The sequence below is a fragment of the Peribacillus sp. genome (assembly GCF_059453735.1).
The window spans coordinates 1-16,627 of record NZ_JAZVJO010000006.1 but is presented as its reverse complement, the minus strand read 5'-3'; the positions used below and the strand labels follow the sequence as shown (position 1 = coordinate 16,627).

General features: G+C 38.6%; 19 protein-coding genes. 11 read left to right on the top strand and 8 right to left on the bottom strand.

The annotated features are described in order from the left end of the window. A partial coding sequence (locus tag AC52RT_RS00305) for a YhfM domain-containing protein (protein ID WP_495538907.1) occupies positions 1-355 on the top strand: 355 nt, incomplete at its 5' end. A 314-nt stretch (positions 356-669) separates the two neighbouring features. Here AC52RT_RS00305 and AC52RT_RS00300 read toward each other — a convergent pair. From AC52RT_RS00300 to AC52RT_RS00285, 4 genes are all read right to left on the bottom strand, one after another. Next, on the bottom strand, positions 670-894 hold the full coding sequence (locus tag AC52RT_RS00300) for a hypothetical protein (protein ID WP_495538906.1): 225 nt from the start codon (positions 892-894) through the stop codon (positions 670-672). 157 nt (positions 895-1,051) lie between these two features. Beyond that, on the bottom strand, positions 1,052-1,204 hold the full coding sequence (locus AC52RT_RS00295) for a hypothetical protein (protein ID WP_495538905.1): 153 nt from the start codon (positions 1,202-1,204) through the stop codon (positions 1,052-1,054). A 382-nt stretch (positions 1,205-1,586) separates the two neighbouring features. Further along, positions 1,587-1,781 (bottom strand): hypothetical protein, encoded by a 195-nt coding sequence (locus AC52RT_RS00290; RefSeq protein ID WP_495538904.1) that lies wholly within the window; start codon positions 1,779-1,781, stop codon positions 1,587-1,589. 21 nt (positions 1,782-1,802) lie between these two features. After that, the gene (locus AC52RT_RS00285; RefSeq protein ID WP_495538903.1) at positions 1,803-3,080 is read right to left on the bottom strand and encodes a cation:dicarboxylate symporter family transporter; all 1,278 of its coding nucleotides are present in this window, start codon (positions 3,078-3,080) and stop codon (positions 1,803-1,805) included. 910 nt (positions 3,081-3,990) lie between these two features. Between AC52RT_RS00285 and AC52RT_RS00280 the strand changes: the two genes are divergently transcribed. Further along, positions 3,991-4,329 carry a UxaA family hydrolase gene (locus tag AC52RT_RS00280; protein WP_495538902.1) on the top strand — a complete coding sequence of 113 codons (339 nt, stop codon included), beginning with the start codon at positions 3,991-3,993 and terminating at the stop codon, positions 4,327-4,329. A 2-nt stretch (positions 4,330-4,331) separates the two neighbouring features. Further along, on the top strand, positions 4,332-5,489 hold the full coding sequence (locus AC52RT_RS00275; RefSeq protein ID WP_495538901.1) for a UxaA family hydrolase: 1,158 nt from the start codon (positions 4,332-4,334) through the stop codon (positions 5,487-5,489). A 578-nt stretch (positions 5,490-6,067) separates the two neighbouring features. Here AC52RT_RS00275 and AC52RT_RS00270 read toward each other — a convergent pair. Both AC52RT_RS00270 and AC52RT_RS00265 read right to left on the bottom strand, forming a co-directional pair. Continuing rightward, a complete protein-coding gene (locus AC52RT_RS00270; protein WP_495538900.1) occupies positions 6,068-6,763 on the bottom strand; it encodes a FadR/GntR family transcriptional regulator in 696 nt (231 codons plus the stop codon). A 461-nt stretch (positions 6,764-7,224) separates the two neighbouring features. Then, complete coding sequence (locus tag AC52RT_RS00265; RefSeq protein ID WP_495538899.1) at positions 7,225-8,274, bottom strand: YeiH family protein; 1,050 nt, start codon at positions 8,272-8,274, stop codon at positions 7,225-7,227. A gap of 501 nt (positions 8,275-8,775) precedes the next feature. On the opposite strand from AC52RT_RS00265, the gene AC52RT_RS00260 reads away from it, so the two are divergent. From AC52RT_RS00260 to AC52RT_RS00235, 6 genes are all read left to right on the top strand, one after another. After that, positions 8,776-9,495, top strand: coding sequence for a succinate dehydrogenase/fumarate reductase iron-sulfur subunit (locus AC52RT_RS00260; protein ID WP_495538898.1), 720 nt, complete (start codon positions 8,776-8,778; stop codon positions 9,493-9,495). Between the two features lie 13 nt (positions 9,496-9,508). Continuing rightward, complete coding sequence (locus AC52RT_RS00255; protein ID WP_495538897.1) at positions 9,509-9,889, top strand: hypothetical protein; 381 nt, start codon at positions 9,509-9,511, stop codon at positions 9,887-9,889. A 60-nt stretch (positions 9,890-9,949) separates the two neighbouring features. Beyond that, positions 9,950-11,686: an FAD-binding protein gene (locus tag AC52RT_RS00250; RefSeq protein ID WP_495538896.1), complete on the top strand. Its 1,737-nt coding sequence runs from the start codon at positions 9,950-9,952 to the stop codon at positions 11,684-11,686. Positions 11,687-11,704: 18 nt separating this feature from the next. Continuing rightward, on the top strand, positions 11,705-12,628 hold the full coding sequence (locus tag AC52RT_RS00245; RefSeq protein WP_495538895.1) for a fumarate hydratase: 924 nt from the start codon (positions 11,705-11,707) through the stop codon (positions 12,626-12,628). A gap of 27 nt (positions 12,629-12,655) precedes the next feature. After that, the gene (locus AC52RT_RS00240) at positions 12,656-13,255 is read left to right on the top strand and encodes a fumarate hydratase C-terminal domain-containing protein (RefSeq protein WP_495538894.1); all 600 of its coding nucleotides are present in this window, start codon (positions 12,656-12,658) and stop codon (positions 13,253-13,255) included. Between the two features lie 144 nt (positions 13,256-13,399). Beyond that, entirely contained in the window at positions 13,400-13,762 is a 363-nt protein-coding gene (locus AC52RT_RS00235; RefSeq protein ID WP_495538893.1) for a cupredoxin domain-containing protein, read from the top strand. A gap of 295 nt (positions 13,763-14,057) precedes the next feature. On the opposite strand, the gene AC52RT_RS00230 is transcribed toward AC52RT_RS00235, so the two are convergent. Continuing rightward, positions 14,058-15,113 (bottom strand): DUF3900 domain-containing protein, encoded by a 1,056-nt coding sequence (locus AC52RT_RS00230; RefSeq protein WP_495538892.1) that lies wholly within the window; start codon positions 15,111-15,113, stop codon positions 14,058-14,060. A gap of 243 nt (positions 15,114-15,356) precedes the next feature. On the opposite strand from AC52RT_RS00230, the gene rraA reads away from it, so the two are divergent. Both rraA and AC52RT_RS00220 read left to right on the top strand, forming a co-directional pair. Next, entirely contained in the window at positions 15,357-15,833 is a 477-nt protein-coding gene (gene rraA / locus AC52RT_RS00225; RefSeq protein ID WP_495538891.1) for a ribonuclease E activity regulator RraA, read from the top strand. A gap of 26 nt (positions 15,834-15,859) precedes the next feature. Next, positions 15,860-16,327 (top strand): NUDIX hydrolase, encoded by a 468-nt coding sequence (locus AC52RT_RS00220; RefSeq protein WP_495538890.1) that lies wholly within the window; start codon positions 15,860-15,862, stop codon positions 16,325-16,327. A gap of 93 nt (positions 16,328-16,420) precedes the next feature. Here AC52RT_RS00220 and AC52RT_RS00215 read toward each other — a convergent pair. Beyond that, the coding region (locus AC52RT_RS00215; protein ID WP_495538889.1) for a YuzC family spore coat inner layer protein at positions 16,421-16,627 on the bottom strand (207 nt) is incomplete at its 5' end.

Here is a 16,627-nt window from a genome sequence, read left to right as displayed (position 1 = left end):
TGTCGAAGGCAAGAACATTTCAGTAGAAAAACGTGTAGGAGAAGAGCACGAATATGAACATTTCAAAGAAATCACCGACAACGAAACCGCTCAGGAAGTAGGGGACTTGCTGGACAGTGTCCGTTGGGAAACTGCAGAAGTAACGATGGACTCCTATCCAGATTACGAATTCTATTTTTACGAAAGCCTTGACCAGCCACAACTTGCCTATAGCCTATGGATTAGTCCAGGCAACGATAAAGTGGAGCTTGTCATAAACGGGGAATCCAAATACGCCCAATTAAGCAAGCGTAAATCAGAAAAGCTATTCCGCCTTATCACTGGACAACAATTATCTAATGTATCATCTAACTAAAGAAAAACCATGATTACTCAAAAGTAATGGAAAACTGACGGAGTGTACTTATTCTAAGGTCAGCCCTTATTCAGTTGAAAAAGAAGAACCTGAAGATGGTCATTTACTTACATCTTTTGTTTTTTGAAAACAATCTTTTTAAAAGACTGTTTTCGTAAGAATTGTTGCTATAGCTTTAATTTATCTAATATGCAAAAATAGCCACCTCCAGATAGGAAGTGGCTGACTAGTTATTGAATAAAGACCCCATTTGTTGAATAAAACAAATTAAGCATTACGACCGTTTGGAGAAGATTATCTCAACATTTTCACGATTAGTTATCATCGACAAAGCGTAACATTCCTTTGGATACAGAAATAACGTCTTCCTGATTAAAAATCATACAAGCTGTATTTTCACCATATTTCTCGTGTTCAAACTCGCCAAGGACTGTAACATATCCCTTTTCAAAAAAATAAATGAGTTCTCCATCGTGTTCTTCAACAGCACTTAAGTCGTTAAATAAATACGCTTTACGTGGTCTGTCATAAAATCGCATTACCCTACCTCCAGGTTGCACCGTAGTATATTCCTTTATATGACATCTTTATCCGAATTACAACTGTTCTTCTTTAACAAAACTCCCTCAATATACAAAGCGAAATCTCTGGATTTTTCCTATACATTGATTTACTTGGTCGTTTAATATCAGTTGGTCATTTTCTAGGTCCCTTCCCATTCAAGTTTTCTTTCACTGCCTTTAGTTTAAACGAGCGACTATACGTAATTGCACGTTCCGAAACCTTCATCACATATGGGTTCTTCTCTAATTGTTTCATTTGAAATGCGTTAAAAATAATCTTACTCACTACTATTTACCTCTCCGACCAAAAACTATTGTTCATTATATATGGATTTTTATTGAAAAACATAAAAACCCGAAAAATGGACTTTTTTACAAGTGTCCATTTTTCGGGTTACAGTTCATTTCGACATTTGAAGTACCTTTTTTCTATGCTACATTTGTCAATTTAAAACAGATTAAAACAAAAGGTCGCTCTGAGTCTGATCTATATTACAGTTCATTAATCAGAACAGCTTTACACAATTTATTTAGTTTTTTCACTAGTGTTAAGATAAATTTTAAGTCAAGGCCGAAATGAGAATCCTATCCAGAAAAAAACTAATTAAAACTAGAAGCGAGTGAAAACCCTTTCAATTTTACCTATCCCTTTACTTAGTCACCAAATTTCATTTTGATTTAACATTTGTTTTAAGGTCTCCGATTAAAAACAAAGCTCCTGAAACGGTTATGGCCCCAAAAAGTGCTTCCGCTGGGAATGTATAATCTGCCATCCATTTGAGCTGATGCAGTCCGAGTTCTGCTTGAGGAGAAACCATCATCCATAACCCAATTAGAAATAATAAATATCCGAAAATTCTCATTTTGTCACCTCGTCCATAATTTTATGATGATTTTGTGGATTTGATAGACGTATCATTAGACTGATTAATAGAAGATATTTTTTTGCTTTTTTTAGGTGCAAATGTATCCTGAACCATAGCTCCAATTAGACCATCATCTGTAGTATTGACAGCAGTACATATCATAGGAATGAAACCGGAATACATGGTTATGAAAGTTGTGATAAACAAGGTCGGATCCGGCACCTGCAAAATGGTTGCTATTACAGGTGACATGAAAAATCCTGCACCACCGGGAACTCCTGGAGACTCTAGGCCTAAAATCCACATAGGTAAAATAAGTAATAAGATCTCAAACATCGAAAGGGGAATATCCATCATCGCACATGTTGTTACTGTAACTATTAGAACAGCCATCGTTGAAGTACTTTTATTTAGTACAGTTCCAAAAACGATTGAGGTTTCGGCAAATTCTGGTTTTAATTTTAAATCTTTCTCAGCAGAAATAATATTAACAGCCAATGTATCATAGGATCCCCCAGTTCCAAACCCTGTTGAATATACTGTGAAATAATACTTCCATATTTGGTTCCAAGTTCGTTTGGATAACATTTTGGTGATAAAAATGATTAGAAATGACCAAGTTGTTGCCAATAATAAAACCCATATAACTGTTTTTCCATAATAGGCAACACCTTGAGTTCCGAACTTTAGCGGGATATTTATAGCCAAACATCCAATCATTATAGGGTAATACCACAATAACCACTTAAATACTCTTAAAATATAATCACTAATAACGACGATGTTCTTACCTATTCGACTAAGTTTCTTGTTAACTGAAACAAACCACCCAATTACTATAGCGGATATTAAAATTTGCAATAAAGGTTGTTGAGTTAAAATGGTTTTAAAGGTATTTAAAATACTAGATACAAATGTTAAAAACCCTGCAGGTTCAGCACCTTCCGTATTAAAACTCAGTCCAGCCACTACTAGAATAAATAAAGCTGCATAAGTAACCGCTAAAATACCAAGGATTAAGTAGGATAAAACGATTCGAGTAAATAATTGTCCTGCCTGATCTTTATGAATGGTAATCAATTTTACTGCAGCCCCAGCTAGTAAGAAGAAGATGATAGCTGTAGCAAAGGTAACTATAGTTTTTGGAAAATATTCTCCACTTTCTGCAAGTCCATGAACAATAGGGTTTTCAGGAGCAAATAAACCAAGGGAAAATCCTATTCCTAAGGTGGAAAAAACCCAAAATGGATAAGGAACTCTTTTTATGAAATTTTTTTCAATCTTATTTTTGTCCATTGATGAACTCCTCTTCATTAGAATTTTATGCGGATTACAAACTATCTGCGAATCTTGGGTGGGGCAATGAGAGCTTTTTTAATGCCCTTATTTATACTTGAATCCATAAAATCATTTTCTTCAAACCCTGAAAATAAAGATAATCTTCTAATGTTTTACCATTAATTTGGTGCTAGGAGGTTCATCCGGATTGTAGTGGTAACCAAAGAAGATAGACTTTTTCTACATCCATAAAGTAATTTCTCTTCTTAGAAATATTTTGTTTAACTGAGCTCATCCACCATTGTTCGATTGTTTTCTGGAAAGAAATCATTTTATTCAATGACTGAAGAAATAAAACATTGGTATTCAAACACCTTAAATAGGCTCCGTAGAAACAATTTCGTATATGAATTGCATTTCGGTTATTTGCTCTTAATTTGTGACATAAGAACAAAAATTTTTAACAAAAATTATATTCTTAAATCACCTCCATTTAGTTGGGTTACCCAACCACTTGAGTTTTATTAAAGCACAATCGAGATGAGTTTTCAATAAATTTTTTTGAATTTTTAGATATTTAGTGAGAGCTTAAAAATCTTTTACATGATTATTTGAAGATAAAGTAGCCGTAGGCGTGTTAAAAACCAAAAAAGGAGAATTGTTTATGATTTATTAGGATAAGTCATGATGCTGCAAAATGGTAATAATTATGATTTACTTAGTTTCAAAATAACAGAAAAGAGAAAAGTAAGAATGCTGAATAGTAGTATCGAAGAAATGTTATGGATCATTCCCTATGTCCTACTCACGATGAATTTTCAGAAAAATCATTTATTTCATTGACTATTGTAGAAAGTGATGTTTTAATTAGGATTATACATATTGGTTGAGCCACTAGACCAATAAAAAACAAAAAGGAGGAAATATTATGGCAAACCATAGCCAGGGAGGGACTTTCACACAACAATATGAGCAGAAGCAAGTAAGTACCCACAAGTTTTTAATTCATAATAGAGGTGACCACGTTGGTGTGGTAACTAGTCCAATTGAACAGGGTGAAAAAGTTGTTGGTATTTATATGGATGATAATTCAGATGTAGTAGTTACTTCTAAGGGAGATATTCCTTTAGGTCATAAAATTTCTCTAGTAAATTTAGAGGAAGAACATCCAGTCTTAAAGTATGGCATTAAAATTGGCATAACAACAGAAAAATGGGAAATCGGTGATTATGTACACACCCATAATATGAAAACGGCGAGGTGGTAAAAATGAGTCAACAACTTTTTGGATATCGTAGAGAAAATGGTAAGGTTGGAATTCGAAATCATGTTATAGTTTTACCTGTTGATGACATTTCTAATGCGGCTTGTGAAGCTGTAGCTAAACAAGTTCAAGGAACATTGGCTCTGCCACACGCTTATGGTCGACTTCAATATGGCCCGGATTTAGATTTACATTTTAGGACGATGATTGGGACCGGCTCTAATCCTAACGTAGCAGCGGTTGTAGTTATTGGAATTGAAGAAAATTGGTCTAAAAAAATCGCTGATGGTATTGCTGAAACCGGCAAACCAGTAGCTTATTTCTCTATTGAAGGAAACGGGGACCTTGAAACGATACGAGCAGCATCCTGGAAAGCAAAAGAGTTTGTTCAATGGGCGACCGAACTGCAAAAAGTACCAATTGAATTTAAAGATTTAACTGTGAGCATAAAATGTGGGGAATCAGATACAACTACCGGATTGGGTTCTTGTCCAACAGTTTCTCAAGCTGTTGATCGATTAATCGATTCTGGTGCTACTGTATTCTTTGGAGAAACGTCCGAATTAACAGGAGGCGAGCACTTAATCCGTGATCGCATGGCTACACCGGAATTAAAGGAAAAGTTCATGGCTATCTATGATGATTATGTTGGAGAGATTGAATCAAAAGGGGTTGATTTATTAGGATCCCAGCCAACACAAGGAAATATTGCAGGCGGTCTTTCAACAATTGAAGAAAAGGCTCTTGGTAATATCGCTAAAACTGGTTCTAAGGAAGTTATTGGTGTTTTAGAACCTGCTGAAAGACCAGATAATGGAAGTGGGTTATACTATATGGATACCTCTTCTGCTGCAGCAGAATGTATCACCTTAATGGCGGCCGGAGGAGCGGTACTTCACTTATTTCCTACTGGACAAGGAAATATTATTGGTAACCCGATTGAACCGGTCGTTAAGATTACTGCAAACCCTATCACTGCTAAAACTATGAGCGAGCATATTGATGTGGACGTACAAGGACTTCTTTCCCGTCAGATCTCACTAGAAGAAGCAGGGGATAATTTGATGGAGATGATTTGTAGAACCGTTAATGGTCGACTGACAAGTGCCGAAGCTTTAGGACATAAAGAATTTGTTATGACAAAACTGTATCGGAGTGCTTAACTTTCTAAACGGGGCTGTCCAGAAAGTCAGTGAAAACTGAATTTCTGGCAGTCTCTTCATCTATTTTAAAAATTCGCAAGCAAATAAATACAAAAAAATCGTCCTTTTTTCTAAGATGAAAGTAATTACACAAACCACTTTCCCTCTAGAGTAAGAGGAAACTCCCGTTTCCAAAATTGGCCCCTACCTTCATTCCCTATAATAACCGTCAAAGTAGTATCATCTTCGATATCCGGGAACTTGTCCCCAAAATGATGTTGAAGGTCCTTTTGTATGCCTGCTCACAGAAAGTAAACTAATCCCGCAATATTGACCAGATGATTCAGGGAAATCTTTTCGACCATGTGGCTAGCTGCGATGCAGAGGGATTGGAACAACTTTTCTTTTTATGGAGAAAATTTGTTAATAAAGATGTCAATTCCTAAAGTCTTTAGTCATTTATCAGATAGTGTTGGAGAATAAATAGGGAAGATGAAAGTGAATATCATTACATCAACTTATTCAGATAAATAAACAAATAAAAAAAGCCGTTTTGATTTAGGGAGTGACATCGTCCATAAATCAGAACAGCTTCTTTTTTAATTTGGAGTCGTACTTTCCGTTATGGAATGTTCGACACTCTCTAAGTGTTCCCTCATAAATCTTTGTGCTAACGTAGTGTTTTTTTGTTTCAACGCTTCTAAGATCCTTTCATGTTCTGCCACCGATTGTTTGGCTCGACCAGGGATTTGGATCGCTTTGTTTCGTGACTCGGACAATAGATCAATTAAATAATGCATGATACTAATCAGGACCACATTCTTAGAGTTGTTTACCAATGCCATATGAAACTTATGGTCTAACTCGGCAAGGCGGACATAATCAATTTCTCCCTCCAGGATGTCACGTGCTTGGCAGATAATCCCCTCTAATTCATCAAAGAAATCTTCATTGGAGTTGTCGATGGACCATTTAATCGTCCATTCTTCCAAAATTTTACGGACAGCAAAAAAGTCCTTGATTTGATTTGTATTTCCAAAAAATGCTTCAGTCATTTTTTGAATTTGTTTTTCTCGGGAAGCCACAAATACGCCAGTCCCGTGTTTAGCTGTCAGATACCCATATGCTTCAAGAATTTTATACGCTTCCCTAACCGTATTACGGCTTACGGAGAGCTCGATTCCCATATCTCTTTCACCAGGGATTCGATCGCCGACCTTATATTCACCTTCAATTATTTTTCTTTTGATGCTATCGGCTACTTGTTCAGAAATTCCTTTCCTATTTAATTCCATATAAATTCCAACCTCCCGGTACTATTCAGTATCATTGTAACTAGACTCTTACCAAACAATTTCCGTGTGCGCTGAGGATTTCCGAAAAATTTGAAGAGTGAGTTATTTAATGCAACTTTAGATCTAGGTAATATGAATCATTATAACATAGTCCCGATATGTGCTTTATCGATATACTCTGTTTAACAGCCCGCTATTTTATGTTTTGATTTGGTTGGCTTCCATGTATTTAAGTATCAATAAAAGTAAAATAAAAGTGTTGATGACCCAACCTCTTTATTAAATCACCAATCAAAATGATTATCAACTAAAAACCACCAAATACATTTATACCGTTTTCACATTGCCAATGCTTAAAACACCTTCGAATTCACACGAAAAGGAAGGGGGAATTCGAAGGTGTAAGTCCCGGTTTTAAACATATCTGTTTTCAGTTGAAATTCGAAATTAAGGCTTTTTATCTATGTTTGTGTAATTAGGAAACCTAAAAGTGTTAAAGCAATGGAACCGATTGTTCCAGTGAGAAGAACCCTTTTATTCAATTTTTTGAATTCCATAAAGTTCACACTTAATCCTAAGGCGGCCATGGCCATGGATAAAAGGAAGATACTTAATGCAATCAGAAACTGGGTTACAGTATCTGATAAGAGATCGGCTGTATTGACAAGACACATGATCAGGAATCCAAAGATAAACCATGGTATAGGTAAATCCTTTAATTTGCGTTTTTTAGTCGGCTCACCAGTACTATTCTTATTAAATAATGCCCCTAAAATAAAAGCTACAGGAATTAAAAGCGCTACCCTTCCTAATTTTACAAGGATTGCCGTTTCGCTGCTTACAACTCCTCCGGGTTCGGCAGCAGCTATTACATGCGCCAGTTCATGGAGAGTGATCCCGGTTAATAATCCGTAATGATATGAATCCAGTCCAAGAAAAGGATACATAAAAATGTAAATCATGGAGACCACGGTCCCCATGATCGCTATAAAAGCCACTGAAATAGCTGTAGACTCTTTCCTTGCTCCGATTAATGGTGCTACTGCTACAATTGCTGCAGCTCCGCAAACGGCTGTCCCTACAGCAATCAGTGCTGAAAGATGGTGATCAATAGAAAGAACTTTTCCTAAATACATCATAAAAATAAGTGTAAAAGCAATCACTATTATATCAATCAATACGATGGAAAACCCAACTGACAAGATCTGTTCCATATTTAGTCTTAATCCCATTAATATGATACCGACACGAAGTAAAATCTTACTGCTGAATGTTATTCCAATTCCTGAAGTCTCAGGAATACTCATTAACCCTTTCCAACTCATCCCTAAAATAATTGAAATAATCATTACACCCATTATCGAAAAAAAGGGGAATTCCGCTATGCGGCCAGCCAATAATGCCAACACTGTTGTTAAAAGTACACCTTGGAACCATCCTTTTTTAATTTTGAGCGGTTTTAATTGTTTATAAGGCTTTCTTTTTATCTTTTCAGTACTTGGATTACTCAATCTTCCTCCTCCTTTTAAAAATTAAGGCTCTGTTAAAGATCAGTGTTGATTTCCGCTGTAAAGCGACGCTTTCAGCTCAGGCGTGGTAAGCCTCCTCGGTGCATCGCCTGCTTAGATCTAACCATGCTCGTTTATCTAAGCTCGAGCCGCTGCCCGTTATCCGTTGCAATCATGTATCTTCATGCAACGGGATGGCCTACTAAAGCACAAAAATTAACATCAAACGATAACAGAGCCAAAAATAGAAATGTTATTTAGTGGTTTGGTGACCCAGCCAATATATTGAAAATTAAACCATATTAATGAGAACTTATCAATAGAAGGGTTAAATATAATTAAATATTCAGAAAATCGTTGATTTATTAGCAATGTGGAAATATAATGAAAAAGAAGTGGTTGGGTGACCATACAATATTTAAGTTAAACATACATAGAAATTGAAATTATGGCGGTGGGTCATTTCTTTCAGTAGCTTAACTAAACTTTTATGGAGGTTAAGGAATGAAAAATGTTGAAGTTACAGTGATGCGGTATGATCCTGAACTAGGAACAAAGCCAATTTATGAGAAATTTCAAATCGAAGCAAAAAAGAATATGACTGTACTGGATAGTCTGTTCTTAATTGTCGAAAATCAAGATCCTACCTTATCATTTCGATGCGCTTGCAGATTAGGAATGTGCGGTTCTTGCGGCATGCTGATAAACGGTCGAGGACGTCTGGCCTGCAGAACAAAAATAGAGCATTTAGGTGATCGCATCTTAGTGGAACCAATGAAAAATATGGATATTATTAAAGACTTAAGCGTTAGCATGGACAAATTTTTCAATAGCTGGGAGAAGGTTAAACCTTATTTTGTTCCTAAGGAAGATACGGATGAATTCGCTGTAATTCCTCCAACATCGGGTAGACGTGAAATCATAGATGAAAATCAGGATTGCATCACGTGCGGTTTATGCTACCAATCATGTGATAGCGTAGCATTACGTGACGGGGACTTTATAGGGCCTGCAGCGTTAAACAGGGCCTATACACTAATTGCTGATGAAAGGGACGGGGCGAGGGAAGAAAGATTAGACATGATGTCAGAAACAGAAGGAGCTTTCGGGTGCCGGACCTTTGGTGCATGCGTTGAAGTATGTCCAAAAGGAATCAAGCCTATGGTTACGATTCAGAAAATTAAAACAAAAAAATTAAAGAAAACCCTTGGTCTTAAGTGGTAAGAGAGGAGAGTAGATGAATATGGCAAATACAGAGCTTCAAACAAACAAAGCAATGCAAGGAGTAAAGTTGAAGCAGCGCCCATTTGTTGGTTTTATTGCTTGGGTGGTTCAAAGGGCGACAGCATTAATTTTATTTTTCTTATTGCCAATCAAAATTTATAGCGGCTATGCCATCACTGGAAAGCTCCCTGGAATGGGTGTGATATCCACCCTTCACCTAAATGCCGTCGTGGATGCATTATTGATTTTTTCATTGATATTCCATGCACTTTATGGATTAAGGGTCATTTTAATCGATGTTGGTATTGTGAAGGATAATCGTAGTGTGTTCACTATCTTCACTGGTTTGGCGGCAATTCTTTGTGCGATGTCATTTTATGTAATCGTTTCCTAATGTTGAAGATATTCAACAATAATCCTTTTCTTATTATTTTTTATACAAGAGGTGAAATACATGGAACACGTAGAGGCGGATATATTAATTCTTGGCAGTGGTGGAGCAGGTTTATTTGCCGCACATCATGCAGCCGACCAAAATCCCAAATTAAACATTATTGTAGCTTCAAAAGGGTTAATAGGAAAAAGTGGATGTACTCGAATGGTCCAAGGGGGATACAATGTTGTTCTACATCCAGATGATTCATTGGAGAAGCACTTTTATGACACGATTAAAGGTGGAGGTGGCATCAATAATCAAGAAATGGCTTGGGCGCTTGTAAAAGATGCCCCAAATAGGATAAGAGAATTAGAAACAAAGATGGGGGTCTTCTTTGACCGAAACGATGATGGTACGGTTCATCAAAAACCATTTGCTGGTCAGTCCTTTGACAGAACCGTTCATAAAGGAGATTTAACTGGAATTGAAATTATTTCGCGAATGAGGGATCAATTGTTTGCAAAACCAAATGTCCAAACTTGGGATGAAGTAAGAGCAATCGATTTATTAGTGGATGAAGAATCACAAAGGGTGGCCGGCTGTTTAATGCTTAGTATACGGACTGGTGAATTTATCGTAGTTCATTGTAAAGCAGTAATTGTAGGAACTGGCGGAGCCGCTACCATGTATAAGATTGCTACACCCAGTTTGGAAAAGTCTGGCGATGGCATGGCGATGTGTTTTCGTGCGGGAACTGAATTTCTCGATATGGAAATGATGCAATTTCATCCAACTGGACTGCTTGCTGAGAATTCAAGGCTTAATGGTGGAGTACTTGAAGAAGGTTTACGGGGAGCCGGTGGGTATTTAATAAACTCTCTTGGCGAAAGATTTATGGAAAATTACGACCCAGAACGCATGGAGCGTTCTACGAGAGACCGTGTTTCTAGAGCAGCATATATGGAAATTATGGCAGGGCGCGGCACCTCTCTTGGCGGGGTTTACGTAGATGTTTCTCATTTAGGCCGAGAAAATGTTCTGAAAATGTTTCCGGGAATGGTGGAACGTTGCAGGGATGTCGGAAAAGATTTAAGCATTGAACCAGTAGAAATCTCTCCAGCTGCTCATTTTCATATGGGTGGTGTGAGAGTAACAAAAGACCTTGAATCCAATATTCCAGGATTGTTTGTTGCTGGGGAGGATGCAGGAGGGGTCCATGGTGCAAATCGTCTGGGGGGAAACGGCGTTTGTGATTCCACTGTTTTTGGTGCGAGAGCAGGTGATGCAGCAGCATCTTATGTTAGTAATTTAGGTTCTTCCGCGAAAGTTTCAGAGTCACTAGTCAATGACCTGATCAAACCTGTCCTGAAACCATTCAATATGGTGGAAGGGGAAAATCCATTCCACATTCGTAACGATTTAAAAAATCTAATGTGGGAAAAAGTTGGTTTGGTTCGAAATGCTAGGGATCTCCAAGAGGCCTTGATGGAATTAAAAGTTTTGGAAAATCGAACACAGCGGGTATCAGTTAAAGGTTCACAAAAGTACAATCTCACATGGCAGGAATATTTAAATGTACGAAACTTAATTACTATCGCTAAAATGGTAACTAACAGTGCTTTACTCCGTGAGGAGAGCAGAGGTTCCCACTATCGCGATGATTTCCCTGAAAGTAATGACGAAAATTGGTTGAATAATATTTTTGTTCAGAAAGGAACAGATGGTGATTCATATTTCTGGATGGAAGACGTAAAACAAACTCTTATGGATATTTCCACCATTCAAGGACATAGGATTGTTGCCACTTCAAAATAATAGAGGGAGTGACTTGTAATGGAAGTGACTAACTATAAAGCAGATTATACAAATACTTGGGAAGTAGACGAGAAATTTTATCAGAATGTAGAGGATATATGCAAAACTCTATATATTGAATCTCTTAAGGATTTGCCTCCGGATGTGAGAGTTGCTTTAGAAAAAGCGCACGAAAGAGAGGAATTAGACAGCGGAAAAGAAATCTTGGCAACATTGATCAAAACCGTTTCCACTGCTGATGATCAAAAATTATTAATCTGCCAAGACACAGGAATCCCTGTTTATTTTATAAAAGTTGGCAACCAGGTGCGTTTTGACGGCTTACGATTAGAGCAGGCCATCAAAAAAGGAACTGAAAGAGCAACTCTAGAACATCCTTTACGTAGTAGTATTGTTAACACATTGTCCAGAAAGAACCACGGCACTTCCACTGGAAATCAAGTTCCAGTATTACACTACGAGTTCGTTGAAGGAAATGAATTGGAAATTATGATTGTTCCAAAAGGATCAGGCTCTGAAAATATGAGTTATCTAAAAATGTTAACTCCAGCTGCAGGTATTAAAGGTATTAAAAAGTTTGTTTTAGAATGCGTATTTGAATCTGGCGCAAATCCTTGTCCCCCAACAATTGTTGGAATTGGAATTGGTGGAACAGCTGATAAGTGTACAGCACTTGCCAAAAAGGCAGCAGCTCGAGAAGTCGGTTCACCTAATACTGATCCTGAAGTAAGAAAACTAGAAGAAGAGTTGTACACATTAATCAATAAAATGGGTCTGGGTGCTCAAGGATTAGGAGGGAGCACGACTGCATTAGCTGTTCACATTGAAGCTGCCGATACTCATATGACTTGTAACCCGGTGGCAGTGAATATGATGTGCTGGCCGGCGAGAAGGATGAGAGCAACTTTTGAACAACAGAAAGAACCTATCATTTCTTTTTAACTAGCTAATGAAAAAAGGAGGGTAAATATGGCACACTATCGTCTAAAGGCTCCATTGACAGATGAAGACATCAAGCAATTACATTCTGGGGATACAGTAACATTAGATGGAATCATCTTTGGAATCCGAGATGCAAATTTAATACGGCTCTTTGATAAGAAGGTGGATTTACCCGAAGATCTCGTACCTCAATTTAAAGGGGCCATCGGTATACATACAGCTCCGGGAGTGAGAAAGCTAGAGGATGGCACATACAAAAAGGTAAGTATTGGAACCACAACAAGCTATCGTATGGATCGTTTCACAAGAGGGTTAATGCGAGATTATGGAATGAAGGTCATCATCGGTAAAGGGGGCTTGCTAGAGGATGGAAGTCAGGCTTGTGTTGACTATATCGGCTGTTATTTCACCATACTTGGTGGTTCCGCAGCATTGGAAACTACACAAGTTGAAGAGATTGAAGATGTTTGGTGGGAAGATCTTATGCCTGAATCAATTTGGAAATTCAGAGTCAAGGATTTTGGCCCATTGATTGTTACAATCGATTCGCACGGTAATAATAAATATAAGGATATTAAAAATGAAGCAAGGGAAAACTTAAAAAATATTTTAAATGAAATTCAGTAAGTTAAGCATCCACGTTAATAGTTTTATTAAAAGCTTTTTTCACTGCTTTTGTTCAAAGATCTACTCTCTGGCAATTGCATTTGTATGGTAATACATTAGAGAGAGCGTTACTAATGTTCTATCAAATTGAAAGGAGGAGAATTTTTGCAAAAGAATCTGATTTTGATCATTCCTGCTTTATTGATTATTTTTTTAACAGCTTGTGGAGATTCGAATGAAGCTAGCAAAACAGAAGGCGAAGGCAGCGGTGAAGGGGAGTTGGTTAATTTGGTAGCTAGTAACTGGGAGTTTGAAAAGGAAGAATATAAGGTATCTGAAGGGAAAGTCACCATCAATCTCAAAAACAAAGACGGGCATCACGGAATCACAATAGACAATACAGATTTGAAAATAGATGGAGAAGGCAAAGCAACTGCAAATCTAGAAGCTGGTGAATATATAATCCGTTGTAGTATTCCTTGTGGAGAAGGGCATCAGGAGATGACTGCAAAACTAGTAGTTGAGTAAAGTATTGTTTTTAAATTGTTCTAACGTGATAGGGCTTATACCACCTTTTGTTATTATTATATCTGATTAACATGAGACAAGTTTTAGAAATATGTTGATTGTCCCCTTTAAGTAAACATTCAAAAAGACCTTCATGTTACCATGAAGGAAAGAATGCATAGTTGTACACATCAATCGCTTATAGATTATAGTCCAATAAAGATAAAATCCGGCAGGTAGTACATCTGCTGGATTTTATTATGTTTAAGTCTCGCTAGGCTTCCGCTACTCTATAAATTTTACAAGTTTGTTCTCGCTACATCCGGCTCTTCTGCACAATCAGATCCACAATCGCCTGCAATTCCTCCGGCTTATGGAATTCGATCGGGGAGACCCCTTTGTCGAACAGGATGGTATCCGCTTCGATCAAGGCCACATATCTTCCGTTCACTTTTGCCAAATGGATGTTTTCGCCGAAGTCGCTCAAGTAGCCTTTGATATCGGTGTCGCCGAGTTTCATCCGGAGCTCGGCTTCCGGTGTGTGCTCGACGATATGGGCTGCGGCTTCGATGACTTGGTGGGAGTCGAGGCGTTCTTTGATTTCCCGTTTATCGCTGACGCTCCAGACTTCTAGTTCTTGTTCGAATTCTTTCATTTCCGTGCTGTCGGGTTCGAATACTTCGGCGATATGTTCGGTGACCATTTCCACCACTTGGGCTTTCATGACTTCCGGCATCGGTTCATTATAGTCGACATATTTCAGGAAATCCTCGAAGTAGCGGGCATGGGATGCTTGGTGGATCTTAAGCTCGCCTTCTTCAACCATGCCTTCTTCGGGCATATTCGGATATTGGATGCTCTTCATGTTTTTCGTGGTGATCGCCATTTCGACATTGCGGATCAACGTTTTCTCGTCGGAAATGCTTGCGACTTTCGGCTCGAAGTCGCATTTCAGGATGAACAGGAAAGGTTCATCGAAATATTTATTCAGTTTTGCCGAGGTGACGATGAAGACACCGCCGCGCACAGCGCTTGTGTCGGCATATAACTGTACAAATCTCTCGGCATGTTCGTGGAAATCTTCCTTCGTTTCCGCAAATGCCGCTTTATTGAACAGGACAAAGTTCGGATTGGAAGAGAAATCATGTCCTTCCTCGACCACGAAGTATCCGAGTTTCGTCGGTACGTTTTCTGCTTTCGGATGGCGTTCGACCTTCCGTTTCGCAATTTTCTTCAATTCTCCGCCAAGGAAATCATGGAGCGGGCTTTCTGCATACTCTTCTTTATTCATCGTTTGATAATGTTTGATCGTTTTGTTTCCTTCAACTTCCTGAATGACATAGAAGGAAAGAAATAATACATCGAAGTCCATTCGGTATCACCTTTTTCTGTATGTTCCTTTATGAAGTATAGTAAGAAAAGAAAGACTTCGTCAATGTCTATCTCGTGCTGTTTTGGAGACAGCCATTTCTCTGGACTTGAAACCTGGCCCTGACACACACCTGAAAGGGGGTTTCCTCTTATATGAAGGAGAAAGTAAATGTTGGAACAGTCTGACAATAGGGGCTATAATGGAGGCAAGATACATACTACATACATTTAAAGGAGAGATTTGATGTCGATCAAAACAGCCGATTTATGCGATCAATATGAAGATTTGTCCGTGTGCGAGCTTGCATTTCGTTCTTACGGAGGGCGATCTTCTTTTTCGGGACCGATTTCGACCGTGCGTGTGTTTGAAGACAATGTGCTTGTGAAGGAAGCGTTGAAGACGATTCCGGAAGGCAATGTGCTCGTTGTCGACGGCGGCGGCAGCACGAAATGTGCGCTAATGGGGGACATGCTTGGGGAAATCGCCGTCAGCAGGAAGCTTGCCGGAGTTATCATCTATGGATGTGTGCGTGATAGTGCGGAATTGGCGAAGATGGACATCGGCATTTTTGCCATCGGCACTAATCCGAAGAAAAGCATTAAAGCAGGGAAAGGTGAAAGAGATATTTCTTTATACTTCGGAGGCATCAACTGGCATCCCGGCGATTATGTATATTGCGATGAAGACGGAGCCGTGACGGCAAACAGACAGCTGTCATAAGATACAGCGGACAAGAAGGTGACGACATGGATTACATCAAGGATTTAAGGAAAGAAGTCGGCAATCGGCCGTTGATCTTGACGGGATCCGTAGTGGCGGTAATCAACGACAAAGATGAAATATTGTTGCAGCGAAAGCCTTCCGGACAGTGGGCAATTCCCGGCGGTCTCATGGAACTCGGCGAATCCGCTGAAGACACTGGAAGAAGGGAAGTGCTGGAGGAGACAGGCATTGAAGTCGGGAAATTAAAACTATTATCCGTCTTTTCCGGGCCGCAATACTTCGTCACTTTGGATAACGGCGATCAATTTTACCCCGTGACGATCGCATATGTCACAAGAGATATTATAGGAGGTGTTTTAAGCGCAGACGGCGAAGAAACGATCGAAGCGCGTTATTTTCCGATAGAAGACCTCCCGGAGAAGACAAGCCCTCTATTGAAAAGCCTGCTCAAACAGTTCCCGTACAGAGCGAGTGGAAGTGTTTGGAGCTGAAATAACATCTGAAATGACCAGCAGCATGTTGGTCATTTTTTATAGTGATTTTTTCACAAGCGTTAAACCCATTCTAAAGAATGGGTCAAATGATCAAAAGAACTCTTTCCAATTTAAAAAGAAGACGATATAACAGCAATTATTTGTCTCTTTTTTCGGGACCAGTGTTACGGATAATCCGCCAGGTGAATAAGAAACGATCGCTCTGTTTCGGATAGGCAGGCCATTGATCATATTATGTGCAGTCTGATGATCTGATTTTTGTGCCGCTGACTGCAATTGTTCACCGAAGGACTTGGA

Coding starts and splice junctions, on each gene's coding strand:
- AC52RT_RS00300 (WP_495538906.1), bottom strand. CDS start 894: ATGCGATTTTATGACAGACCACGTAAAGCGTATTTATTTAACGACTTA.
- AC52RT_RS00290 (WP_495538904.1), bottom strand. CDS start 1,781: ATGAGAATTTTCGGATATTTATTATTTCTAATTGGGTTATGGATGATG.
- AC52RT_RS00285 (WP_495538903.1), bottom strand. CDS start 3,080: ATGGACAAAAATAAGATTGAAAAAAATTTCATAAAAAGAGTTCCTTAT.
- AC52RT_RS00280 (WP_495538902.1), top strand. CDS start 3,991: ATGGCAAACCATAGCCAGGGAGGGACTTTCACACAACAATATGAGCAG.
- AC52RT_RS00275 (WP_495538901.1), top strand. CDS start 4,332: ATGAGTCAACAACTTTTTGGATATCGTAGAGAAAATGGTAAGGTTGGA.
- AC52RT_RS00270 (WP_495538900.1), bottom strand. CDS start 6,763: ATGGAATTAAATAGGAAAGGAATTTCTGAACAAGTAGCCGATAGCATC.
- AC52RT_RS00260 (WP_495538898.1), top strand. CDS start 8,776: ATGAAAAATGTTGAAGTTACAGTGATGCGGTATGATCCTGAACTAGGA.
- AC52RT_RS00255 (WP_495538897.1), top strand. CDS start 9,509: ATGAATATGGCAAATACAGAGCTTCAAACAAACAAAGCAATGCAAGGA.
- AC52RT_RS00250 (WP_495538896.1), top strand. CDS start 9,950: ATGGAACACGTAGAGGCGGATATATTAATTCTTGGCAGTGGTGGAGCA.
- AC52RT_RS00245 (WP_495538895.1), top strand. CDS start 11,705: ATGGAAGTGACTAACTATAAAGCAGATTATACAAATACTTGGGAAGTA.
- AC52RT_RS00240 (WP_495538894.1), top strand. CDS start 12,656: ATGGCACACTATCGTCTAAAGGCTCCATTGACAGATGAAGACATCAAG.
- AC52RT_RS00230 (WP_495538892.1), bottom strand. CDS start 15,113: ATGGACTTCGATGTATTATTTCTTTCCTTCTATGTCATTCAGGAAGTT.
- rraA (WP_495538891.1), top strand. CDS start 15,357: ATGTCGATCAAAACAGCCGATTTATGCGATCAATATGAAGATTTGTCC.
- AC52RT_RS00220 (WP_495538890.1), top strand. CDS start 15,860: ATGGATTACATCAAGGATTTAAGGAAAGAAGTCGGCAATCGGCCGTTG.